This window comes from Stenotrophomonas sp. 22385 (assembly GCF_052045085.1).
GTDB lineage: Bacteria > Pseudomonadota > Gammaproteobacteria > Xanthomonadales > Xanthomonadaceae > Stenotrophomonas.
In genome coordinates this window covers 287,421-306,556 of record NZ_JBQEOG010000003.1, presented here as the reverse complement: position 1 = coordinate 306,556, position 19,136 = coordinate 287,421, and the positions used below count along the sequence as shown (strand labels likewise).

At 65.8% G+C, this 19,136-nt stretch carries 16 protein-coding genes; 6 read left to right on the top strand and 10 right to left on the bottom strand.

All coding sequences use genetic code 11. The annotated features are described in order from the left end of the window. Positions 1-26 precede the first annotated feature (26 nt). The gene (serA, locus tag ACTJI4_RS08065; protein WP_440868991.1) at positions 27-1,268 is read left to right on the top strand and encodes a phosphoglycerate dehydrogenase; all 1,242 of its coding nucleotides are present in this window, start codon (positions 27-29) and stop codon (positions 1,266-1,268) included. A gap of 190 nt (positions 1,269-1,458) precedes the next feature. On the opposite strand, the gene ACTJI4_RS08060 is transcribed toward serA, so the two are convergent. Beyond that, positions 1,459-2,043 (bottom strand): NUDIX hydrolase, encoded by a 585-nt coding sequence (locus ACTJI4_RS08060; protein ID WP_392917075.1) that lies wholly within the window; start codon positions 2,041-2,043, stop codon positions 1,459-1,461. A gap of 207 nt (positions 2,044-2,250) precedes the next feature. Here ACTJI4_RS08060 and ACTJI4_RS08055 point away from each other — a divergent pair, with 207 nt between their 5' ends. From ACTJI4_RS08055 to mtnC, 5 genes are all read left to right on the top strand, one after another. Further along, the gene (locus tag ACTJI4_RS08055) at positions 2,251-3,726 is read left to right on the top strand and encodes an amino acid permease (protein WP_440868990.1); all 1,476 of its coding nucleotides are present in this window, start codon (positions 2,251-2,253) and stop codon (positions 3,724-3,726) included. 4 nt (positions 3,727-3,730) lie between these two features. Then, a complete protein-coding gene (locus ACTJI4_RS08050; RefSeq protein ID WP_440868989.1) occupies positions 3,731-5,155 on the top strand; it encodes an amino acid permease in 1,425 nt (474 codons plus the stop codon). Positions 5,156-5,442: 287 nt separating this feature from the next. Beyond that, positions 5,443-6,081 carry a methylthioribulose 1-phosphate dehydratase gene (locus ACTJI4_RS08045; protein ID WP_440868988.1) on the top strand — a complete coding sequence of 213 codons (639 nt, stop codon included), beginning with the start codon at positions 5,443-5,445 and terminating at the stop codon, positions 6,079-6,081. Positions 6,082-6,171: 90 nt separating this feature from the next. Continuing rightward, positions 6,172-6,729, top strand: a complete 558-nt coding sequence (locus ACTJI4_RS08040) for a 1,2-dihydroxy-3-keto-5-methylthiopentene dioxygenase (RefSeq protein ID WP_440868987.1) — start codon at positions 6,172-6,174, stop codon at positions 6,727-6,729. 3 nt (positions 6,730-6,732) lie between these two features. Beyond that, positions 6,733-7,431, top strand: a complete 699-nt coding sequence (mtnC, locus tag ACTJI4_RS08035; RefSeq protein ID WP_440868986.1) for an acireductone synthase — start codon at positions 6,733-6,735, stop codon at positions 7,429-7,431. A 61-nt stretch (positions 7,432-7,492) separates the two neighbouring features. Here mtnC and ACTJI4_RS08030 read toward each other — a convergent pair whose 3' ends face one another. The 9 genes from ACTJI4_RS08030 to ACTJI4_RS07990 all read right to left on the bottom strand — a co-directional run bounded on the left by ACTJI4_RS08030 (position 7,493) and on the right by ACTJI4_RS07990 (position 18,979). Next, on the bottom strand, positions 7,493-8,206 hold the full coding sequence (locus ACTJI4_RS08030) for a hypothetical protein (RefSeq protein ID WP_440868985.1): 714 nt from the start codon (positions 8,204-8,206) through the stop codon (positions 7,493-7,495). Positions 8,207-8,209: 3 nt separating this feature from the next. Continuing rightward, positions 8,210-8,410, bottom strand: a complete 201-nt coding sequence (locus ACTJI4_RS08025) for a hypothetical protein (protein WP_440868984.1) — start codon at positions 8,408-8,410, stop codon at positions 8,210-8,212. Between the two features lie 30 nt (positions 8,411-8,440). Beyond that, positions 8,441-8,971, bottom strand: coding sequence for a hypothetical protein (locus tag ACTJI4_RS08020; RefSeq protein WP_440868983.1), 531 nt, complete (start codon positions 8,969-8,971; stop codon positions 8,441-8,443). 203 nt (positions 8,972-9,174) lie between these two features. Continuing rightward, positions 9,175-11,802, bottom strand: coding sequence for a beta-mannosidase (locus tag ACTJI4_RS08015; RefSeq protein WP_440868982.1), 2,628 nt, complete (start codon positions 11,800-11,802; stop codon positions 9,175-9,177). Between the two features lie 24 nt (positions 11,803-11,826). Beyond that, on the bottom strand, positions 11,827-13,020 hold the full coding sequence (locus ACTJI4_RS08010; RefSeq protein WP_440868981.1) for an AGE family epimerase/isomerase: 1,194 nt from the start codon (positions 13,018-13,020) through the stop codon (positions 11,827-11,829). After that, positions 13,017-14,015: a carbohydrate kinase family protein gene (locus ACTJI4_RS08005; RefSeq protein ID WP_392917046.1), complete on the bottom strand. Its 999-nt coding sequence runs from the start codon at positions 14,013-14,015 to the stop codon at positions 13,017-13,019. The genes ACTJI4_RS08010 and ACTJI4_RS08005 overlap by 4 nt, the downstream gene beginning before the upstream one ends. Before the next feature lie 7 nt (positions 14,016-14,022). Further along, positions 14,023-15,333 carry an L-fucose:H+ symporter permease gene (gene fucP / locus ACTJI4_RS08000; protein WP_392917043.1) on the bottom strand — a complete coding sequence of 437 codons (1,311 nt, stop codon included), beginning with the start codon at positions 15,331-15,333 and terminating at the stop codon, positions 14,023-14,025. 43 nt (positions 15,334-15,376) lie between these two features. Further along, positions 15,377-16,444, bottom strand: coding sequence for a LacI family DNA-binding transcriptional regulator (locus ACTJI4_RS07995; RefSeq protein ID WP_392917040.1), 1,068 nt, complete (start codon positions 16,442-16,444; stop codon positions 15,377-15,379). A gap of 72 nt (positions 16,445-16,516) precedes the next feature. Continuing rightward, positions 16,517-18,979, bottom strand: a complete 2,463-nt coding sequence (locus ACTJI4_RS07990) for a GH92 family glycosyl hydrolase (RefSeq protein WP_392917037.1) — start codon at positions 18,977-18,979, stop codon at positions 16,517-16,519. Positions 18,980-19,136 lie beyond the last annotated feature (157 nt).

The following is a 19,136-nucleotide window of genomic DNA, read 5'->3' as shown; positions in this document are numbered from 1 at the left end:
CCCGTCCAACATGCTGCCGCTTGCCCATGTCGCCGAAGAAAACCTCATTCCCGAAGCAGGATATCCGCGTGCTGTTGCTGGAGGGGGTGAGCCAGACGGCCATCGACGTGTTCAGTGCGGCCGGCTATTCGCAGATCGAACTGCACAGCAAGGCGCTGCCCGAAGACGAACTGAAGGCGCGCATCGCCGAAGCGCACATCGTCGGCATCCGCTCGCGCACCCAGCTCAGCGCCGACGTACTGGCCCATGCAAAGCGCCTGATGGCGGTGGGCTGCTTCTGCATCGGCACCAACCAGGTTGACCTGGAGGCGGCCGAACTGGCCGGCATCCCGGTGTTCAACGCGCCCTACTCCAACACCCGCAGCGTGGCCGAACTGGTGATTGCCGAAGCGATCATGCTCACCCGTGGCATTCCGCAGAAGAACGCCGAATGCCATCGCGGCGGCTGGTCCAAATCGGCCGCCGGCAGCCATGAAGTGCGTGGCAAGACCCTGGGCATCATCGGCTATGGCCATATCGGCACCCAGGTCGGCGTGATGGCCGAAGCCATGGGCATGCAGGTGATCTTCCACGACATCGAAACCAAGCTGTCGCTGGGCAACGCCCGCGCCGCCATCGATCTGGACGACCTGCTCGCCCGCGCCGATATCGTCACCGTGCACGTGCCCGAAACCCCGGCCACCCAGTGGCTGATCGGCGCGCCGCAGCTGGCGCGCATGCGCCCGGGCGCGCACCTGATCAACGCCGCGCGCGGCACCGTGGTCGACATCGATGCGCTGGATGCGGCGCTGCGTTCGGGCCACATCGGTGGCGCGGCGCTGGACGTGTTTCCGGTGGAGCCCAAGGGCAACGGCGATGCCTTCGTGTCACCGCTGACCGCGCACGACAATGTCATCCTTACCCCGCACGTGGGCGGCAGCACCCTGGAGGCGCAGGACAACATCGGCGTGGAAGTAGCCGCCAAGCTGGTGCGTTACAGCGACAATGGCAGCACCCTGTCGGCGGTCAACTTCCCGGAAGTGACCTTGCCGGAGCACGAAGACAGCCTGCGCCTGCTGCACATCCACCAGAACGTGCCGGGCGTGCTGTCGAAGGTCAACGAGATCTTCTCGCGCCACAATGTCAACATCGATGGCCAGTTCCTGCGTACCGACCCGAAGGTGGGCTACGTGGTGATCGACATCACCGCCAGCGAAGCACAGGCCGCGGACGTGCGCGAAGAGCTGGCGGCAATTCCGGGCACGTTGCGCACACGCGTTCTTTACTGATCGCAGAGGCGGCCGCGGACGTGCGCGCAAACGCGCACGGTAGGGTCGCATCCCAATCGACCGCCGTTAACGGTGATCGGCGCGACGAAGGCATGACCTCCGAACGAAACGCGTTGTCTCCGCCAACGTTCATGCCACCACCGAACGTTGCACCACGGTCGGCGGTCGATCGGGATGCGAACCTACCCGGTCACCGTGCCAACCAGCGCCTGGCCATCCGCGGCAACGAATCGTCCCCGTCCGGCGTCGCGATCGCGGCATTGGCTACGTCGGTGACGTCGCGCCATGCCAGCGCCAGCGACTCCTCGCTGATCGCGAAGGCCTCGCTGCCCACCGCCCGCACCACGTAGCGCGCGTCGTAGTGCCAGTGGCCGGGCACGTCATGCCGTTCCGGAATCCAGTGCTTGTCGATATCGAACAGCACCGCCCCGTCCTCCAGCACCAGCCCGGTCAGGCCGGATTCCTCCTCGGCCTCGGTCAGCGCCACCCTGGCCAGGTCGCGCACGCCGTCGGCATGGCCGCCCAGCTGCAGCCAGCGGTTCAACTTGCGGTGGTGGGTCAGCAGCACCCGCGCCCCATCGGCGCTGACCAGCCACGCACTGCCGGTGAAATGGCCAGCCAGGCGATCGCGCAGGAAGGGGTTTTCCGGGTCGTCCAGCAATGTGCTGAATTCGTCAGCCAAGGCGGCGTGTTCGGGGTGCCGGCGAGCGTAATCGGCCAGCTGGCCGCGCAGCGCGGCGTCAAGTGCTACAACGGATTCAGGGTTTGACGACATGGCAACCGGGCAATCGGGCGGATTTGGCAGATTATCGCCCGGCATGCTGCATTTGCGCTTGTGCGCAGGCTTCAGCTTTGGCTAAGGTACAGCGGGCCGCTCCTTGGGGGCGGCCGGTCACCAATCAAGGGCGCGGCAACGTATCGCGCACTTACCTATCTATTCGCGGGGCCCGCCCCGCACCAACGTCCACCTGGGAAGCACTGCATGCTGAAGTCTCTGTTGAGGGTCAAACCGGTCGAGCCGGCCGGGCACGTCGATGCCGGCGAACCGATTGAAGGCAGCCTGGATGGCGAAGCCTCGCTGAAAAGGACCCTCACGGCGAAACATCTCATCATGCTGGGTATCGGCGCCGTGATCGGCGCGGGTATCTTCGTCCTGACCGGCCAGGCGGCCGCCAACCACGCCGGCCCGGCGGTCATGCTGTCGTTCGTGATCGCCGGCTTCGCGTGTGCCCTTGCCGGTCTGTGCTATGCCGAGTTCGCGGCGATGATGCCGGTCTCGGGCAGCGCCTACTCCTACTCGTACGCGACCCTGGGCGAAGGCATGGCCTGGTTCATCGGCTGGTGCCTGGTGCTGGAATACCTGTTCGCTTCGGCGTCGGTCGCGGTGGGCTGGTCGGCATACCTCATCAGCTTCATCACCACCACGCTGAACATGCCGTTCCCGGACGCGCTCAGCGCGGCGCCGATCAGCTGGACCGGACAGGAGTTCATTGCGTCGGGCAAGCTGTTCAACCTGCCGGCGGTGCTGATCGTGGCGGCGGTGTCGGGCCTGCTGTACGTGGGCGTGACCCAGTCGGCGTTCGTGAACGCGATCATCGTGGCGATCAAGGTCACCGTGATCTGCCTGTTCATCGGCTTTGGCGCGCAGCATATCGACATGGCGAACTGGACCCCGTTCATTCCGGAAAACACCGGTGTACCCGGCGAGTTCGGCTGGAGCGGTGTGTTCCGTGCGGCCACCATCGTGTTCTTCGCCTACATCGGCTTCGATGCGGTTTCCACCGCAGCCGGCGAAACCAAGGACCCGCAGCGCAACATGCCGATCGGCCTGCTCGGCTCGCTGGCGGTGTGCACCATCGTCTACATCATCGTATGTGCGGTGCTGACCGGGATGATGCCGTACAACCTGCTGGGCACCGACAAGCCGGTAGCCACCGCGCTGGAACCGTATGCCAGCCTGTCCTGGCTCAAGACCGCAGTGGAGATCGGTGCCATCGCCGGTCTTTCCTCGGTGGTGCTGGTGATGATGATGGGCCAGACCCGCATCGCCTACACGATCTCGCGCGATGGCCTGATTCCGAAACTGTTCGGCAAGGTCCATAAGCGCTTCCGGACGCCCTACTGGGCCACGATCGTCGTTGGCGTACTGGCTGCTGCGCTGGCCGGCCTGATGCCGCTGAACGTGCTCGGTGAGCTGGTCTCGATGGGTACCCTGCTGGCCTTCGCCACGGTCTGCATCGGCGTGCTGGTCCTGCGCTACACGCGCCCGGAACTGACCCGACCGTTCCGGGTGCCGCTGGTGTGGGTGATCTGCCCGGTGGGCGCGCTGTCGTGCCTGTTCCTGTTCTGGCAGGCGTTCGTGGTGCATTGGCACCTGTTCGTCGGTTGGACGGTGTTGGGCCTGCTGATCTACTTCGGCTACGGCATCCGTCACAGCAAGCTCAACAAGGTGTCGTGATCCCATGCTGAGACAACTGTGGGCCACCAAGCACCCGCACGCCGCCCATGAAGACGCCAACGGGCTGAGTCTGCGTCGCACCCTGGGCCCCTGGGGCCTGACCGCGCTGGGCATCGGCGCGGTGATCGGCGGCGGCATCTTCGTCATTACCGGGCAGGCGGCGGCCAACCATGCAGGCCCGGCGATCATGCTGAGCTTCGTACTGGCGGCGATCTGCTGCGCGTTCTGCGCGATGGCCTATGCGGAGTTCGCCTCGATGGTGCCGGTCTCCGGCAGCGCCTACACGTACACATACGCCACCTTCGGCGAGCTGGCGGCGTGGTTCATCGGCTGGATGCTGGTACTGGAGTACGGGGTGTCGGCGTCGGCCGTGGCGGTCAGCTGGACCGGCTACTTCCTGAGCCTGCTCAGTCATTTCGACATTTACCTGCCTTCTGCGCTGGTCAGTGCGCCGCTGGATGCGCAGCTGCGCCCCACCGGGGCGATCGCGAACCTGCCGGCGGCGATCCTGGTGCTGCTGCTGACGTGGCTGTGCTACGTGGGCATCAGCAAGTCGTCGGCGATGAACATGGCGATGGTGGTGCTGAAGACGGGCCTGATCATCCTGGTGATCGTGGTCGGCTGGAAGTACGTGGACCCGGCCAACTGGACGCCGTTCATCCCGGCCAATGAGGGCCCGGGCAAGTTCGGGTTCGAGGGCGTGCTGCGCGGTGCGGCGATGGTGTTCTTCGCTTACATCGGGTTCGAGGCGGTGTCGGTGGCGGCGCAGGAATCGCACCGGCCGCAGCGCGACATGCCGATCGGCATGCTGCTGTCGCTGGTGATCTGCACGATCCTGTACATCGCGATGGCGGCGGTGATGACGGGGCTGGTGCCGTACACGCTGTTGGGCACGGACGAGCCGGTGGTGACGGCGGTGGCGGCGCACCCGACGCTGGGCTGGCTGCGGGTGGTGGTGGAGATCGGTGCGTTGATCGGGCTGTCGTCGGTGGTGCTGGTGATGGTGATCGCGCAGCCGCGCATCTTCATGATCATGGCCAACGACGGGCTTCTGCCGAAGGTGTTCACGACGATCCACCCGAAGTACCGCACGCCGCACATCAATACGGTGATCACGGGCATCGGCATTGCGCTGCTGGCGGCGCTGTTCCCGTTGGATGTGCTGGGCGAGCTGACGTCGATGGGGACGCTGATCGCGTTTGCGGCGGTCTGCGCGGGCGTGCTGATCCTGCGCCGCACGCAGCCGGACCTGCCGCGCCCGTTCCGCATTCCGGCGGCCTGGCTGATCTGCAGCCTGGGTGTGCTGAGCTGCCTGGCCCTGCTGTCGGCGATGACGATGCACAACTGGATGCTGATGGGGATCTGGACGGTGATCGGGTTCGCCATCTACTTCGGTTACAGCTTCAAGCACAGCCGCCTGCGCGGCTGAACGGCTACTACAACGGCAACGGCCAGAGCCAGAGCGTCGGCTCTGCCGTTACCGTCGGTTTGGGCGGGTCGGGTTGGGTTTGCGGGGGACGCCGTAAACCCATCCTTGGGGGCTTGGTCGCCGCATCCATGCGGCTCACACCCCCGCAAACCCAACCCGCCCCACCCTTGGACACGCTACGGGTGACGGTGCCAAGGGCCAAAGCGGTAGGTCACGACCGTTGGTCGTGACACCCTGGCCCGACCGGGAACCTGCTTTTAACGCCAGACGCCGTTAAAATGCCCGCCATGAACAACGCCCCCTACGACACGGCTCGTCTGAGCGAACTGGCCCAGGTGCTGATCGACAACATCCGCGAACTGGCCCAGGCCGGGTGGACGCCGGCGACCAGCAGCAATTTCTCGCACCGGCTGGATGACCGGCATGCGGCGATCACGGTGTCCGGCAAGGACAAGGGCCGCCTGATCGAGGACGACATCATGGTGGTGGACTTCGACGGCAAGGCCGTGGGCCGGCCGCAGCGTCCTTCTGCCGAGACGCTGCTGCATACGCAGCTGTATCGCCGGTTCCCGGAGATCGGCTGCGTGCTGCATACCCATTCGCCGGTGCAGACCATTGCCTCGCGGCTGTATGCGGCCAATGGGCATATCCAGCTGGAGGGGTATGAGCTGCTGAAGGCCTTCCATGGCAACAGCACCCATGAGACGGCGGTGGACGTGCCGGTGTTCGCCAACACCCAGGACATGGATGAGCTGGCCGCCAAGGTCGAGGCCAAGCTGGATGAAGGCTGCATGTGGGGCTATCTGATCGACGGGCATGGCCTGTATGCGTGGGGCCGGGACATGGCCGAGGCGCGCCGGCACATGGAGGCGTTCGAGTTCCTGCTGCATTGCGAGCTGGAGCTGCGCAAGCTGCGCGGGCCCTGAGCGACATGCCGCAGCGTCATCAGGTCGCGCCCCCATTCAGGGCCGGCCGCTGATACTCTTTCAGGTCCCCTCGCCGTTCAAGCTGCCGCCATGAGCCGACTGCGCATTTACGACCACAATGAACCCACTTCCCCGCTGCTGGATACCCAGGACGGCGCGCTGATTGCCGCCGAGCTGGAGAAGATCGGGGTGACCTTCGAACGCTGGCAGGCGGCCCATGAGGTGGCGCCGGGGGCGAGCCAGGACGAGGTGTTCGCCGCCTACCGCAGCGACATCGACCGGCTGGTGGCCCAGCACGGCTTCAAGAGCGTGGACGTGGCCTCGATCGCGCCGGACAACCCCAACCGCGCCGAGCTGCGGAAGAAGTTCCTGGACGAGCACTTCCACAAGGAAGATGAGGTCCGCTTCTTCGTGGCCGGGTCGGGGCTGTTCACGCTGCACGTGGACGACAAGGTCTACGAGATCGAGTGCGTGAAGAACGACCTGATCGCGGTGCCGGATGGCACCACGCACTGGTTCGACATGGGCGATGAGCCGAGCTTCGTGGCGATCCGCTTCTTCACCGAGCCGGATGGCTGGGTCGGGCACTTCACCGGCACCGACATCGCGCAGAAATTCCCCCGTTACGTTCCGACCAAGGCGTCCTGATCCATGCCCCACCCCACTGTCATCCTCACCGACATCGAAGGCACCACCAGCAGCATTTCGTTCGTGAAGAACGTGCTGTTTCCGTATGCGCGCAAGGCGCTGCCGGCGTTCGTTGCCGCGCACGGCCAGCGGCCGGAGGTGCGTCGCTGGCTGGATGCGGTGGCGGTGGAGATCGGCGGAGCCTGCGAGGACAGCCTGATCGTGGAAACGCTGCAGGGCTGGATCGACCAGGACCGCAAGCACACGGCGCTGAAGGCGCTGCAGGGCATGATCTGGGAAGACGGCTACCGCAACGGCGAGTACAAGGCGCACTTCTATCCGGAAGTGGCGCCGGTGCTGAGCGGCTGGCATGCCGAAGGCAAGCCGCTGTACGTGTATTCGTCCGGCTCGGTGCCGGCGCAGAAGCAGTTCTTTGGCTTCAGCGAGGCCGGTGACCTGACCGGGCTGGTGTCGGGCTGGTTCGACACCGAGATCGGCGGCAAGCGCGAGGCGGAAAGCTACCGCAACATCGCCAAGGCCATCGGCGTGCCGGCCGGGCAGATCGTGTTCTTGTCGGATGTGGTGGAAGAGCTGGATGCCGCGCGTGAAGCGGGCCTGCAGACCCGCCTGCTCGACCGCCTGGACGACTACCCGCTACCGCGCACCGGCGGAGCCACGCACGGCCATGACCGCGTGGAGAACTTCCAGCAGATAGTGCTCTGACAGAGTACTTCGATGCAGCGGTGGGTGCGGCAGCACCCGCGCACGCACTTCCGCCGTTGAGTCAGTGTCGCGCCGTTGACTGCCGGCTCGGTTCCGACTCTTCGGCCATGAACTCGATCATTGTGCTCCGGTCGCTGCCGTCCAGTGCCCATCCCGCGCGGTGACGAATCGGCTCGCCATCCTTGAGCACATAGAAGGTTGGGGTCGACCAGTATTCAAAGTTCCACTGCGAAACCTTGTCCGTCAGCACCAGAGGAATGGTGGGATGCATGGAGTTCCAGTCACCCACCAGGTCAAAATCCAGGTCGCGTTGAGGCGGAACTATCCAGGTCGCGGGTAGACCCTGCAGAGCCGGGTCACGTTCGAATGCATGCATTGCTGCTCTGGAGAACTTGCATGCAGGGTGGGACACCACCACAAGATGAAAGCCTGTGGATAGACCTGCTCCTTCGCGCACGAGGGTATTCGAGGCAGTGTCTACTCGCCACACGATTGCTTCGCCAGGCGCAGGCTCTTGCTCCCGCTCGATAAAGGGAACAGCAGGAAGCCAGTCGTTCCGGCCAGCCTGAGCCCGTCGAGCTTCCTCAAAATCACGGGTGAGAATGAGCGAACGGAAATAGACGTCCCAATCCCCTTGATCGCTCTTTCCGATTGACTCGAGAGCCTTCAATGCCGAGCGGATGACGGAAACACTATGCGCGTCATGTGTGTAGAAGTTCTTCGCACCCGCTGCACGTATCAGAAAGTGAAGCGCCTCCGGGGAAGCGCTCACCATGCCCTATGCCCTGGAGACGGCAGGGTAGAAGGCTTCGTATAGCCTGCTCACCTCCCTGGCTGCCGCAGACGCCTCCGAACCGTCAATCCTTCTCACTTCGGCGTAGTACTTGTTGAAATTTTTCTCTGCTCCGGATATCTCCTGAGCGCCGCCCAACGATGATACCAGGCAAGCAACAAAGCCGAAGAGAAAGCGTTCTTTCATGGCGGCCACTGGGCGTCAGACCTGCACAGTTCAGCAACCGGGGGCGACACAGATGTCTTCAAGCTTCCGAGTACACGTCGAGGTCGTGCGGCACCAGTAATCCATGTAATCCGTGTTGCGGAGTCCAGCTGCTGCACGTGAAATCAAATGATCCTCCTCGCTTTCGATCCTGATCCCCCGAATTGAAGCCGCTGTTGCTTCCCGTCCGAAGAGGGAGAGAACCTGATATGCCTCTGACAACGTAAGTTCGTTGCGGATGTCGGCGTACGTGAAGCTACCCAAGCCATTGCGCGTGAAGACAAGGCTGTCGATGAAGCGCCTCTTCGCGCCTGGTGACAACAGGTCCAATGGGGTCGGGGTTGTGCGATTCGCTTCCAGGTACGACTGAAGGTCAGCCTCACCTTTGATTCTGGCAAGTCGCCCAGCAATCTCCCGCTGCATCAATGCGCGACTGTTGGCATCGTCCAGTTGCGCAACGCCGTCCAGGAGGTCTGGAGCGTCGGCCCTGGCCGGACTTGCCAGAGCGATTGAGACAAGCAGAAAGAGTGATGCGGTTTTCATGATCCACCTCGTTGAGTTTGGCGTTGGCGGTCACGGCTCTGATGAGTGGACACTACGCCCGCATATCAACGAAACAAGAGCCTAAGCCGACGCACTCTCGGACCTGAGCACATCTGTGATCCCCATCGCAATACCTCAGCCCACGGCCGGGGCGGTGTGACTGTTCCCTATGCTGCGACTCTGCCCGGCGTTGGATGTGATTGTCAGTCAACCGCCATGGCATCTGCTACCGAGCGCAGCTGCAGGGCCCTGCTCAGGGATTCAAGGTCCGCGTCTGCCTTGACCCGAATACGCACGGGTTCATCTGGAACCAGGTCTACCGCATTGTCGTCCAGGGTCGCATCCAACCCGTTGAACATCACCCACACGCCACGCGCCAGCTGCGCAGAACGCAGCTCCAGCACGGTATCGTCGCCATCCCGCACCCAGCGCGTTTCGATATTCGTTTTCGGCAACTGCATGTGCTTGGCCGCAGCGAAGTACACCACTTGGCGCGACAGTACGCGCGTGCCATCACGCAGTTCAACCACGGCCACCGTACGCGTTGGATCCGCCGTGCCAAGCAGCTGGGCGTCGGTGAAGCGCCCGACGTCCAGCGCCGACAGCGCCGGCACCGTTACCGCATGCTGCTGCGTCGAGATCTGGCGGCCATCCACATCCATCACCCGCAACCGCCACTGCGCTTTCAGCGGCTGCTGCAGGTCATTGAGCAGGCTGATCCGGGTGACGACTTCGTCACGCAACGCCGCCACGGCATGGTCGGCGAAGAACCGCTTTGCATGGAAATGCAGCGCTTTCCAACGCCCGGCGTAATCGATGCTGGACCAGGACGCGCCCGGCCACACGTCGTTGAGCTGCCAGTACAGCGAGCCCATCGTGTAAGGCCGTGAGGCGCGGTGGTGCAGCGCGGCCAGCGCGATGCCTTCTGCCTGCATCACCTGGCTCAGGTAGACGAAATCGGGGAAATCGCGCGGCGTGCCGAACTCGCGCTCCACGTACTGCAGCAGGCGCTGGTTGCCCTCGCCCGCCATGAACTTCTGGTGCGCGCGCACGGTGGCGCTGTCCACGCGCAGCTCGTCCGCCGGGATGATGCCTTCGAGCGTGCGCAGCGCCGGCCACGCCTGCAGCCCGTATTCGGACATGAACCGCGGGGTTTCGCGCAGGTAGGCCTGCACCGGCAGCGCCGGGTTGCCCCATACCTGCCAGTAATGCTTGTCGCCACGGGTGGAATCATTGGCCACCGTATCGAGGTCGTTGCTCGGCGAGCTGGACCAGTACGGCACGCCCAGTCCCTCTTCGGCCACCACGCTGCGCAGGTCGTTGCCGAACAGGTCGACGTAGCCCTGCCAGACGCGTTCGGCAAATGCGGGATCGGCCGCTTTCAGGTCGCGACCATGGCCCCAATCCTTCCACGCGGTTTCTTCTTCGTTGTTGCCACACCACAGCACCACGCTGGGATGCGCGCGCAGCCGGCGCACGTTGTCGCGCGCTTCGGCCACCACGTTGGCGCGGAACGCCGGATCATAGCCGGGCTGCATGCCGCCGCCGAACATGAAATCCTGCCAGACAAGCAGGCCCAGTTCGTCGGCGATGTCGTAGAACGCGTGGTCCTCGTAGTAGCCACCGCCCCAGTTGCGCAGCATGTTCATGTTGGCGTCGCGCGCGGCGGTCAGCTCGCGGCGGATCCGAGCAGGATCGACCCGGGCCGGGAACATGTCGAACGGAATCACGTTGGCGCCCTTGGCGAAGATCGGCACGCCATTGATGACAAAGGCGAAGCCCTGGCCGCCGTGGGCGTCGTTCTCGCGCCGCAGCGCCACCGTGCGCAGCCCGGTGCGCATGGCGTACTCCATTGCATCCGGGGTACCCGCCGCGGCAACCACGCGCACGGTGTAGCGCGCCTGCTCGCCATGGCCAACCGGCCACCAGCGGCGCGGGCGGTCCAGCGTCACCGGCACCGACACCCGCTGTTGGCCGGCGCGCAGCGCCGCCGTCTTTTCCACCGTGGCAGCTACGCGACCGTCCGGATCAATGAAGGAGACGCTGAGCGGAACACTGCGCGCAGCGGCGCTGTCCACCTCCACCTCAACCTTCAGGTCCGCACGGCGCGCATCCAGCGCCAGCGTCTGCACGGCAACGTCGGTGATCCGCTGCGCGTTCCAGCTTTCCAGCTGCACCGGGCGCCAGATCCCGGCGGTCACATAACGCGGGCCCCAGTCCCAGCCGAAGTGATATCCCGGCTTGCGCACGAAGTTGCCGACCATCGCATCGCGCGGCTCATCGCCGTAGGGCGAGGGATAGTTGCCGGCGATCTTGTGCGGCATCGCCTGCACGCCGGGCAGCAGCGTGGCGATTGGCGAACGGAACACGATCCGCAACACGTTGCCGGTGGGCTTCAGCTGCCCATCCACCCGCGCCCGCCAAGTGCGGTGGCTGTTGTCGGCGCGCAGCAGCGCCCGATCATTGAGGCTCACTTCCGCGAAGGTATCCAGGCCCTCAAACGCCAGTTCCGCATGCGTGTCGGCCAGGGTAGCGGCGTCCACGTCGAAGCGGGCCTGGTACTCCCAGTCGGCCAAGCCGATCCACTGCAACCCGGCTTCGGGCGCACCGGCATACGGGTCCGGAATGAGTTCGTGCGCCAGCAGGTCGGTGTGCACCGACCCCGGCACCGTCGCGGGCCGCCACTGGCCCGCCTCCGGATGCGCCTTCAGCTGCACGTTGCCCGGCAGCAGCCGGAACGACCACTGCGCCCGCAGCTGCGCCGCGCCCGCGGGCAGCGCATGAAGCGCAAGCAACAGAACCAGACCAACGCTCCACGCCCAACGCTTCATGCATCGCCTCACTGTAAGGTCAACTCAACGCACCACGTTGAGTACTTCGTAGCACGCGCCCATGGTGTGGTAATCGGTCTTGCCGGCCGGGCTCTTTTCGTTGCTGTACTTGCGGTTGTCGGCATCCAGGATGCGGTACCACGCGCCGTACTGGTGGTCGATCATGTGCTGCCAGGCATACGCCCAGAGCTTGTCGTACCAGTCCCAGTACACCGCGTCACCGGTACGCGCGGCCAGCAGCGCGGCGGTGGCCAGCGATTCGGCCTGCACCCAGAAGTACTTGTCGTCGTCGCACACCGTGCCGTCCGGCGCGAAGCCGTAGTACAGGCCGCCGCGTTCCTCGTCCCAGCTGCGCGCCACGGCGGTATCGAACAGGTGCCGCGCGGTCGGCACCAGCCAGTCGGCCTGAACGTGGCGGTCCAGGATCAGCAGCAGCTTGGCCCACTCGGTCTGGTGGCCGGGCTGGAAGCCCCAGGGTCGGAACAGGTGTTTGGGGTTGTCGAGGTTGTAGTTCCAGTCGATCTGCCACTGCGGGTCGTAGTGCTCCCACACCAGCCCCTCGCCCTGCGCGGCCTGGCGCCTGGTCATGTGGTCGGCCAGCAGCAGCGCGCGGTCGCGGTAGCGGGCTTCGCCACTGGCCTCGAACGCAGCCAGCATCGCTTCGCACATGTGCATGTTGGCGTTCTGGCCGCGATAGTCGCTGAAGTTCCAGTCGGCGTCCGCTTCGTCCTTGTACAGACCGAACCCGGGTTCCCAGAAGCGCTTTTCCAGCAGTTCCCAGGTCTCATCCATCCACGCACGTGCTTCGCCGATGCCGGCCTTCAGCGCGCAGCTGTAGGCCAGCAGCACGAAGGCCACGCCGTAGCAGTGGTTGGTGGCATCTTCGACCACGCCATCGCGCAGGGTCCACGCATAACCGCCGGTGGCCGGGTTGCGGTGCACCTCGCGCAGGTAGCGGATGCCGTGCTCGACGGCCTTCAGGTCGTCCGCCTCGCCGAATTCACGGTAGGCCATGGCGTGGTTGAACACGAACCGGGTGCTGCTCACAAGGTGGCGGTGGCTGGCGTCGTAGACCGTGCCATCGTCCAGGTAGTAGTGGAAGAAGCCGCCGTTGGGGTCGATCTCGTGCGGCTGGTAGAACGCCATGCTCTGCGCGATGTGCGCGCGCAGGAATTCCGGCGAACGGAAATCAGGCTGGGCGGGAATGGCGGTGGTCATGCGGCGGTTTCCTGTTGTTGCTGCAGCAGTGTCTGGACATCGGCCAGGCTCGGCATCGCGGCGAACGCGCCCTTGCGGGTCACCGCCAGCGCGCCGACGGCAGCGCCGAAACGGATGGCGTCCTGCAGGCCGGCCGCGTCGCGGCAGAAGTCGACGAACGCATCGCCATCGGCACCGCGCTCACCGAGCGCGAACAGCAGCCCGCCCACGAACGCATCGCCTGCGGCGGTGGTGTCCACGGTATGCACCTGGAAGCCGGTCACCACGCCGTTGCCATGGCGGGTGTGCCAGCGCATCGGGGCGGCGCCATCGGTGACCACCACCGCCTGCGCATGGGCAGCGAGCAGGCGCTGGATGACCACCGCACTGCCGTCCGCGCCCAGCGGCGCGGCCAGGTACTCGAGCTCTTCGCGCGAGAGCTTGACCAGGTCGGCCAGCAACAGCGCTTCCCACAGCTGCGCGGTCGGGTCGACATCGGCCGGCCACAGCGCCGGGCGCAGGTTGAGGTCCAGGCTGACCATCGCGCCTGCGGCGCGGGCGCGCTGCATGCCCTGCAGCGTGGCCTGGGCGATGGCCGCTTCGGTCAGGCTGTTGGAGCACACATGGAAACTGCGGGTGCCGTCGAAACAGGCCGGGCTGAAATGCTCCGCGCGGAACAGCAGGTCCGCGGCCGGCGGCCGGTAGAAGCTGAAACTGCGCTCGCCGTGCGCGTCGAGCGCCACGAACGCCAGCGCGGTCTTGGCCGCGTCGGTACGCACGATGCAGTCGGTGGCGACCCCGGCACTGGCCAGGCTCTCGGCAAGGAAGTCGCCGAACATGTCCTGGCCGAGCATGCCGGCGAAATGGGTGTCCGCCCCCAGCCGCGCGGCGGCCACGGCGACGTTGGCGGGGGCGCCGCCGGCGTACTGCAGGAACGCGCGCGGCGTGTCCGGCGTGGCCGGCGGCTGCGCAAGTAGATCGATCAAAATTTCGCCGAAACAAACAATCTTGGTCATGACGCGCTCAGCCCCCCTGGCTGAAACCGGCGCTCGGGCGCGAGCCCCACACGCCGTAGAAGAGGATGTAGCCGTAGCACAGCAACGGCAGGATGAAAGACAGGTGCAGGCCGATACGGTCGGCCAGCAGGCCCTGCAGGAACGGAATGATGGCGCCACCGACGATGGCCATGATCAGCAGGCTGGAGGCCTTGTTGGTCAGCGCGCCCAGGCGCTCGATGCTGAGCGCGAAAATGGTCGGGAACATGATCGAGTTGAACAGGCCGATGGCCACCACCGAGTACATCGCCACGTGTCCTTCGCTGGCCAGGGTCACGGCCAGCAGCGCGGCATTCGCTGCAGCGAACAGCGTCAGCAGGCGGCGCGGCGAGAACCGGGTCATGATCGCCGAACCGGCAAAGCGACCGATCATCGCCATGGTCCAGTACGCGGACACATAGCCGGTGGCCTGCTGTTCGGTGAGCCCACCGATGTTGGGCATGGAGAGGTAGTTGACCAGGAAACTGCCGATGGATACTTCCGCACCGACGTAGAAGAAGATGCCCAGCACCCCGAAGGTCACATGGCGGTGGCGCAGCGCATCCATCAGGGTGTGCTTGACCGGGTCTGCCTGTTCGGTGGTTTCATTCAGCGCGGGCAGGCGGAACAGGTACACAAACACCGCCAGCAGCGCCAGCGCGATCGCCAGGCCCACGTACGGACCCTGCACCGACTGCGCTTCCTGGGTTCGATAGGCCAGCTGTTCGGCCGCGCCCAGCGCGTTCAACTCATCCGCGCTCTTGACCGTGTTGCCGAGAATCAGCAGGCCACCGAAGATCGGCGCGATCGCCGTGCCCAGCGAGTTCAACGCCTGCGCCAGGGTCAAGCGGCTCGATGCGGTCTGTTCCGGGCCCAGCAGCGCCACGTAGGGGTTGGCGGCCACCTGCAGCACGGTGATGCCGGTGGCCAGCACGAACAGCGCGCCGAGGAACGCTTCATATACCCGCAGTTCGGCGGCCGGCCAGAAGCCCAGCGCGCCCACCGCGGCGATGGCCAGGCCGGCGACGATGCCCTTCTTGTAGCCCAGGTACGCCACCAGCCGACCGGCGGGCAGCGACATCAGGAAGTACGCACCGAAGAAGGTGAACTGCACCAGCATCGCCTTGGCGTAGTTCAGTTCGAACACCGCCTTCAGGTGCGGAATCAGGATGTCGTTGAGACAGGTCAGGAAGCCCCACATGAAGAAAATAGTGGTGGCCACCGCCAACGCCACGCGCGTGTTGACCACGGGTGCGGCGGATGACGATGTCGGCGGGCGATGCATTGGAGAAATGGGCATGCGTAACGCGCCTCAATGCGCGGGCAGGTGAAAGGGAACGGGATCAGCCGACGGCGGGGCCGCTGCTGTCACGGATACGGAGCTGCACCGGCGCCACGGTATGGCGCGGTGCGGCGGTGGGATCGTCCAGCCGCTGCAACAGCAGTTCGGCCGCCTGGCGACCGCGCTCGCGCGGATTGACGGTAAGGGTGGTCAGCGGCGGCAAGGCGACCGCTGCTTCGGAGATGTCATCGAAACCGGTGACCGCAAAATCGCGGCCGGGCTGCACGCCGCGGGACGCCAGGCCCAGCATCAGGCCCAGGGCCACGGTGTCGTTGTAGCAGACCGCCGCGGTGGGCACGTCGCCGGCGAACAGCTCGCCTGAACGCGCTGCGGCTTCGAGTCGGTTGGGCGCCGATTCGATCAGCCAGTCCTGCTGCACCGACAGGCCCGCTTCGGCCAACGCCTGCGCATAGCCGGTGCGGCGCTGGTGGCAGGAGCTGGACTCGGCATGGCCGCCGAAGAAGGCGATACGGCGATGACCCTGTTCGATCAGGTGGCGGGTGGCCAGGTAAGCACCCTGCTGGTTGTCCAGGGTGAGGAAATCCCAGTCGCCGCCCTTGAGCTCGCGGTTGAACAGCAGCACGTTGGCATAGCCCACGGCCTGGCGTACCTCGGTGGCATCGCTGCCCTCGGCGGGCGACAGGATGAGGCCGGCCGGGGTGTGCTCCATCAGCGTGGTCAGCACCGCCTGCTGCCGCACCGGCGATTCACCGGTGCTGCCCAGCAGGGTCACGTAGCCCTTCGCGCCCAGCGCCTCGTCGACGCCGGACGCGAATTCGGCGAAGAACGGGTTGGACAGGTCGTTGATGACCAGTGCCACGCTGGTCGAGGTCCGGCGGCGCAGGTTGGCTGCGCCCCGGTTATACACATAGCGCTGCCGGCGCAGTTCGGCCTCCACCCGCGCGCGGGTGTCGACATTGACCAGCGGGCTGCCCCGCAGCACCAGCGACACCGTGGCGCGCGACACGCCGATGGCATCGGCGATGTCGGTCACGGTGACCGCACGTGCGGCACCGGCACGGGGCGTGCTGGCGCGGGTTCCCTTGGCAGCGGAAGTGTCCTTTTTCATCGTGGCGTCGGCGTCCTCATGGTCCTGCAAGCCTAAACGATCACATCGGTCAACGGATCGCTGCCTGCGGGCTCATTCCAGCGCGGCCCCCGGGGTGGCGCAGTACGACACCGGCAGGGCGCCGACCTGGGTACCCCAACCCGTTTCCGGTGCGGTGTCGCCCAGGGTGTAGGCGATGGTGCCGCCCTGCTGCAGGCGGTTCCAGTCCAGCCAGACCGGGGCATGCGCCTGGCCATCGACCTGCACGCCCTGCACGTACTGCAGCTTGCGGCCGTCGGCACCGGGTGCCTGCAGGCGCAGCGTGCGGCCCTGGCCGAGGTCGACCTCGACCTTGGCGAAGCGCGGGGTGTGCAGCAGGAACTCGCCGCTGCCCGGCACCGCCGGGTACAGGCCCAGCGCGCTGAACAGGTACCACGCCGACATGGTGCCCAGGTCATCGTTGCCAGTGACGCCGTTGGGCGCGTTGGTGAACAGCTGCTGCGCGGCGCGCACCACGGTGGCGGTCTTCCACGGCTGGCCGATCAGCGTGTACATCCACGGGGCGTGCAGGTCCGGCTCATTGTTGGGGTTGTAGCGGTACTGGTTGTAGTAGCTGTACGGGCCCACCACCCATTCCTTGCGGGCGGCCTGCAGCGGCGACTGCAGCAGGGCGTCGTAGGCGAAGAAGGCATCCAGGCGCTTGCCGGCGTTGTCGCGGCCGTGCATGGCCTGGACCAGGCCGGGGATGTCCTGCTGGGCCAGCCACTGGTACTGCCACGCGGTGCCTTCATGGAACCCGTGGTGCGAACGCGGGCTGTAATGCCCGTCGGCCGGCAGATACCACTTGCCATCCTCCATGCGCGGGCGCGGGAAGCCGCTCATGCCGGTTTCCTCGTCGCGCACACTGGGGTCCCACACCTTCTGCCAGTTGCGGCCGCGCTGGCGCAGCACGCCGGCATCGTCGGTGTGGCCCAGGCCATCGGCCATCTGCGCCAGCGCGCAGTCGGCCAGTGCATATTCCAGCGTGGCCGAGCCGCCGTGGTGCGGATCGACATCCATGCCCTTGGATGGGAAGGCGCGGTCGTAGGCAACGTAGCCGTTCTCCACATAGCCCGGGTTGCCCGAGCGGCCGGCATGTCGCGAGTTCATCGGCGGCAGCTCGAACGCATTGCGGCGCAGTGCCGTGTAGGCCTCGGCTTCGCGCCCGGCCAGCGCGCCGAAGCGCCACAGGTCGACCATGAACGGGGTGACCGGATCACCGGTCATGATGTTGGTTTCGAAGTTCGCGTAGCCCCAGCGCGGCAGCCAACCGCCCTGCTCGTTGATGGCCAGCAGGCTGCGGCCGATATCCCTGGTCACCTGCGGGCGGGTCAGCGCGAGCCACTGGTTCTGCGCACGGTAGGTATCCCACAGCGAGAAATACTCGTAGTAGGTCCAGCCGTCGGCACGGTGGATGTTGTCGTCATAGCCACGGTAGCGGCCGTCGGCATCGCTCCCCGTCAGCGGCTGCAGCAGCGCGTGGTACAGCGCGGTGTAGAGCACGGTGCGGTCGTCGGCATGCTTGCTGTCCACGCGCACGGTGGACAGTTCCCTGCGCCACTGCTGCTGCGCAAGGGTGCGCATGCGCTCGAAGCCGAGCAGGCGGCCGTCCTGCATGCCGTCGCTGCGCAGGTTGGCGCGTGCGCCGTCGGCGTCCACGTGCGAAATCGCGCTGACGGCGGTTACCGCGCGGCCCTTGGACAGGTCGAAGCTCAGCCACGCGCCGCTGGGCTTGAGCTCGCCTTCCATGCCATGGCGGGCGCCGGGCAGGCCACCGCCCTCGCCCCAGGTGCCATGGGCCTTGAACGGGCGGTCGAATTCGATGCGGAACCAGGTGGTGTACTGGTGGCCACCGCAGAAGCTCTTGGTGACCAGCTTGCCTTCGACCACGCGGTCGCCAACCACATCAATGACACTGCCGATCACCGAATGGCGCTCGTTGGCCTGGCCCACGTTGACCAGCACATGGCCGGTGCCGGCGTCGGCCGGGAACGTGTAGCGCTCGGCGGCGGCGCGGGTGCGCGCAGTGGCTTCGGCGTCGATGCCGCCGTAGCTGGTCAGGCGCACCTTGTAGTAGCCGGCCTGGCCGACCTCGCCTTCGTGGGTGTAACCGGAGGCATAGGCCTTGTGGTCGAAGCTCTTGGCGTTGTCGGTATCGAAATCACCGCCCGGGCCGATGGTGCCGGTGACCGGCAGCACCGAGACCTGGCCGCCCTGCTCCCAGCAGCCGGCGCCGGACAGGAAGGAATGGCCGAAGCCGCGGATCTTGGGGTCGTCGTAGCGCCAACCGGCATAGTGCTCGCCGATCGGGCTGACCTGGATCAGGCCAAACGGGGCCGAGGCACCGGGGAACGTATTGCCATCATCCTTGCTGCCGATGAAGGTGTTGACCTCCCGCTCGAGCGCGGCCGGGGCGGCCTGCAGCATCGGGGTGAAGGCCAGCACGGCCAGGCAGGCCAGGCCCGCCAGCGGGCGGCGCAGGGGCGGAAGGGCGAGGCGGGACGGCAATCGGCGCATGCAGTGGGTCCTATGGTTTGGATCGCTCCAAAGTCACGGTGACGTGAATTTAGATCGATTTAAGTAAACCATGGACAAATTGAGATGTGCATTCTGCGCCGCAACATAGGGTCTGCCTGTCCAAGGCGCATATGCACACCTGCCCCCTCGCCGTCCA

Coding starts and splice junctions, on each gene's coding strand:
- serA (WP_440868991.1), top strand. CDS start 27: ATGTCGCCGAAGAAAACCTCATTCCCGAAGCAGGATATCCGCGTGCTG.
- ACTJI4_RS08060 (WP_392917075.1), bottom strand. CDS start 2,043: ATGTCGTCAAACCCTGAATCCGTTGTAGCACTTGACGCCGCGCTGCGC.
- ACTJI4_RS08055 (WP_440868990.1), top strand. CDS start 2,251: ATGCTGAAGTCTCTGTTGAGGGTCAAACCGGTCGAGCCGGCCGGGCAC.
- ACTJI4_RS08050 (WP_440868989.1), top strand. CDS start 3,731: ATGCTGAGACAACTGTGGGCCACCAAGCACCCGCACGCCGCCCATGAA.
- ACTJI4_RS08045 (WP_440868988.1), top strand. CDS start 5,443: ATGAACAACGCCCCCTACGACACGGCTCGTCTGAGCGAACTGGCCCAG.
- ACTJI4_RS08040 (WP_440868987.1), top strand. CDS start 6,172: ATGAGCCGACTGCGCATTTACGACCACAATGAACCCACTTCCCCGCTG.
- mtnC (WP_440868986.1), top strand. CDS start 6,733: ATGCCCCACCCCACTGTCATCCTCACCGACATCGAAGGCACCACCAGC.
- ACTJI4_RS08030 (WP_440868985.1), bottom strand. CDS start 8,206: ATGGTGAGCGCTTCCCCGGAGGCGCTTCACTTTCTGATACGTGCAGCG.
- ACTJI4_RS08025 (WP_440868984.1), bottom strand. CDS start 8,410: ATGAAAGAACGCTTTCTCTTCGGCTTTGTTGCTTGCCTGGTATCATCG.
- ACTJI4_RS08020 (WP_440868983.1), bottom strand. CDS start 8,971: ATGAAAACCGCATCACTCTTTCTGCTTGTCTCAATCGCTCTGGCAAGT.
- ACTJI4_RS08015 (WP_440868982.1), bottom strand. CDS start 11,802: ATGAAGCGTTGGGCGTGGAGCGTTGGTCTGGTTCTGTTGCTTGCGCTT.
- ACTJI4_RS08010 (WP_440868981.1), bottom strand. CDS start 13,020: ATGACCACCGCCATTCCCGCCCAGCCTGATTTCCGTTCGCCGGAATTC.
- ACTJI4_RS08005 (WP_392917046.1), bottom strand. CDS start 14,015: ATGACCAAGATTGTTTGTTTCGGCGAAATTTTGATCGATCTACTTGCG.
- fucP (WP_392917043.1), bottom strand. CDS start 15,333: ATGCCCATTTCTCCAATGCATCGCCCGCCGACATCGTCATCCGCCGCA.
- ACTJI4_RS07995 (WP_392917040.1), bottom strand. CDS start 16,444: ATGAAAAAGGACACTTCCGCTGCCAAGGGAACCCGCGCCAGCACGCCC.
- ACTJI4_RS07990 (WP_392917037.1), bottom strand. CDS start 18,979: ATGCGCCGATTGCCGTCCCGCCTCGCCCTTCCGCCCCTGCGCCGCCCG.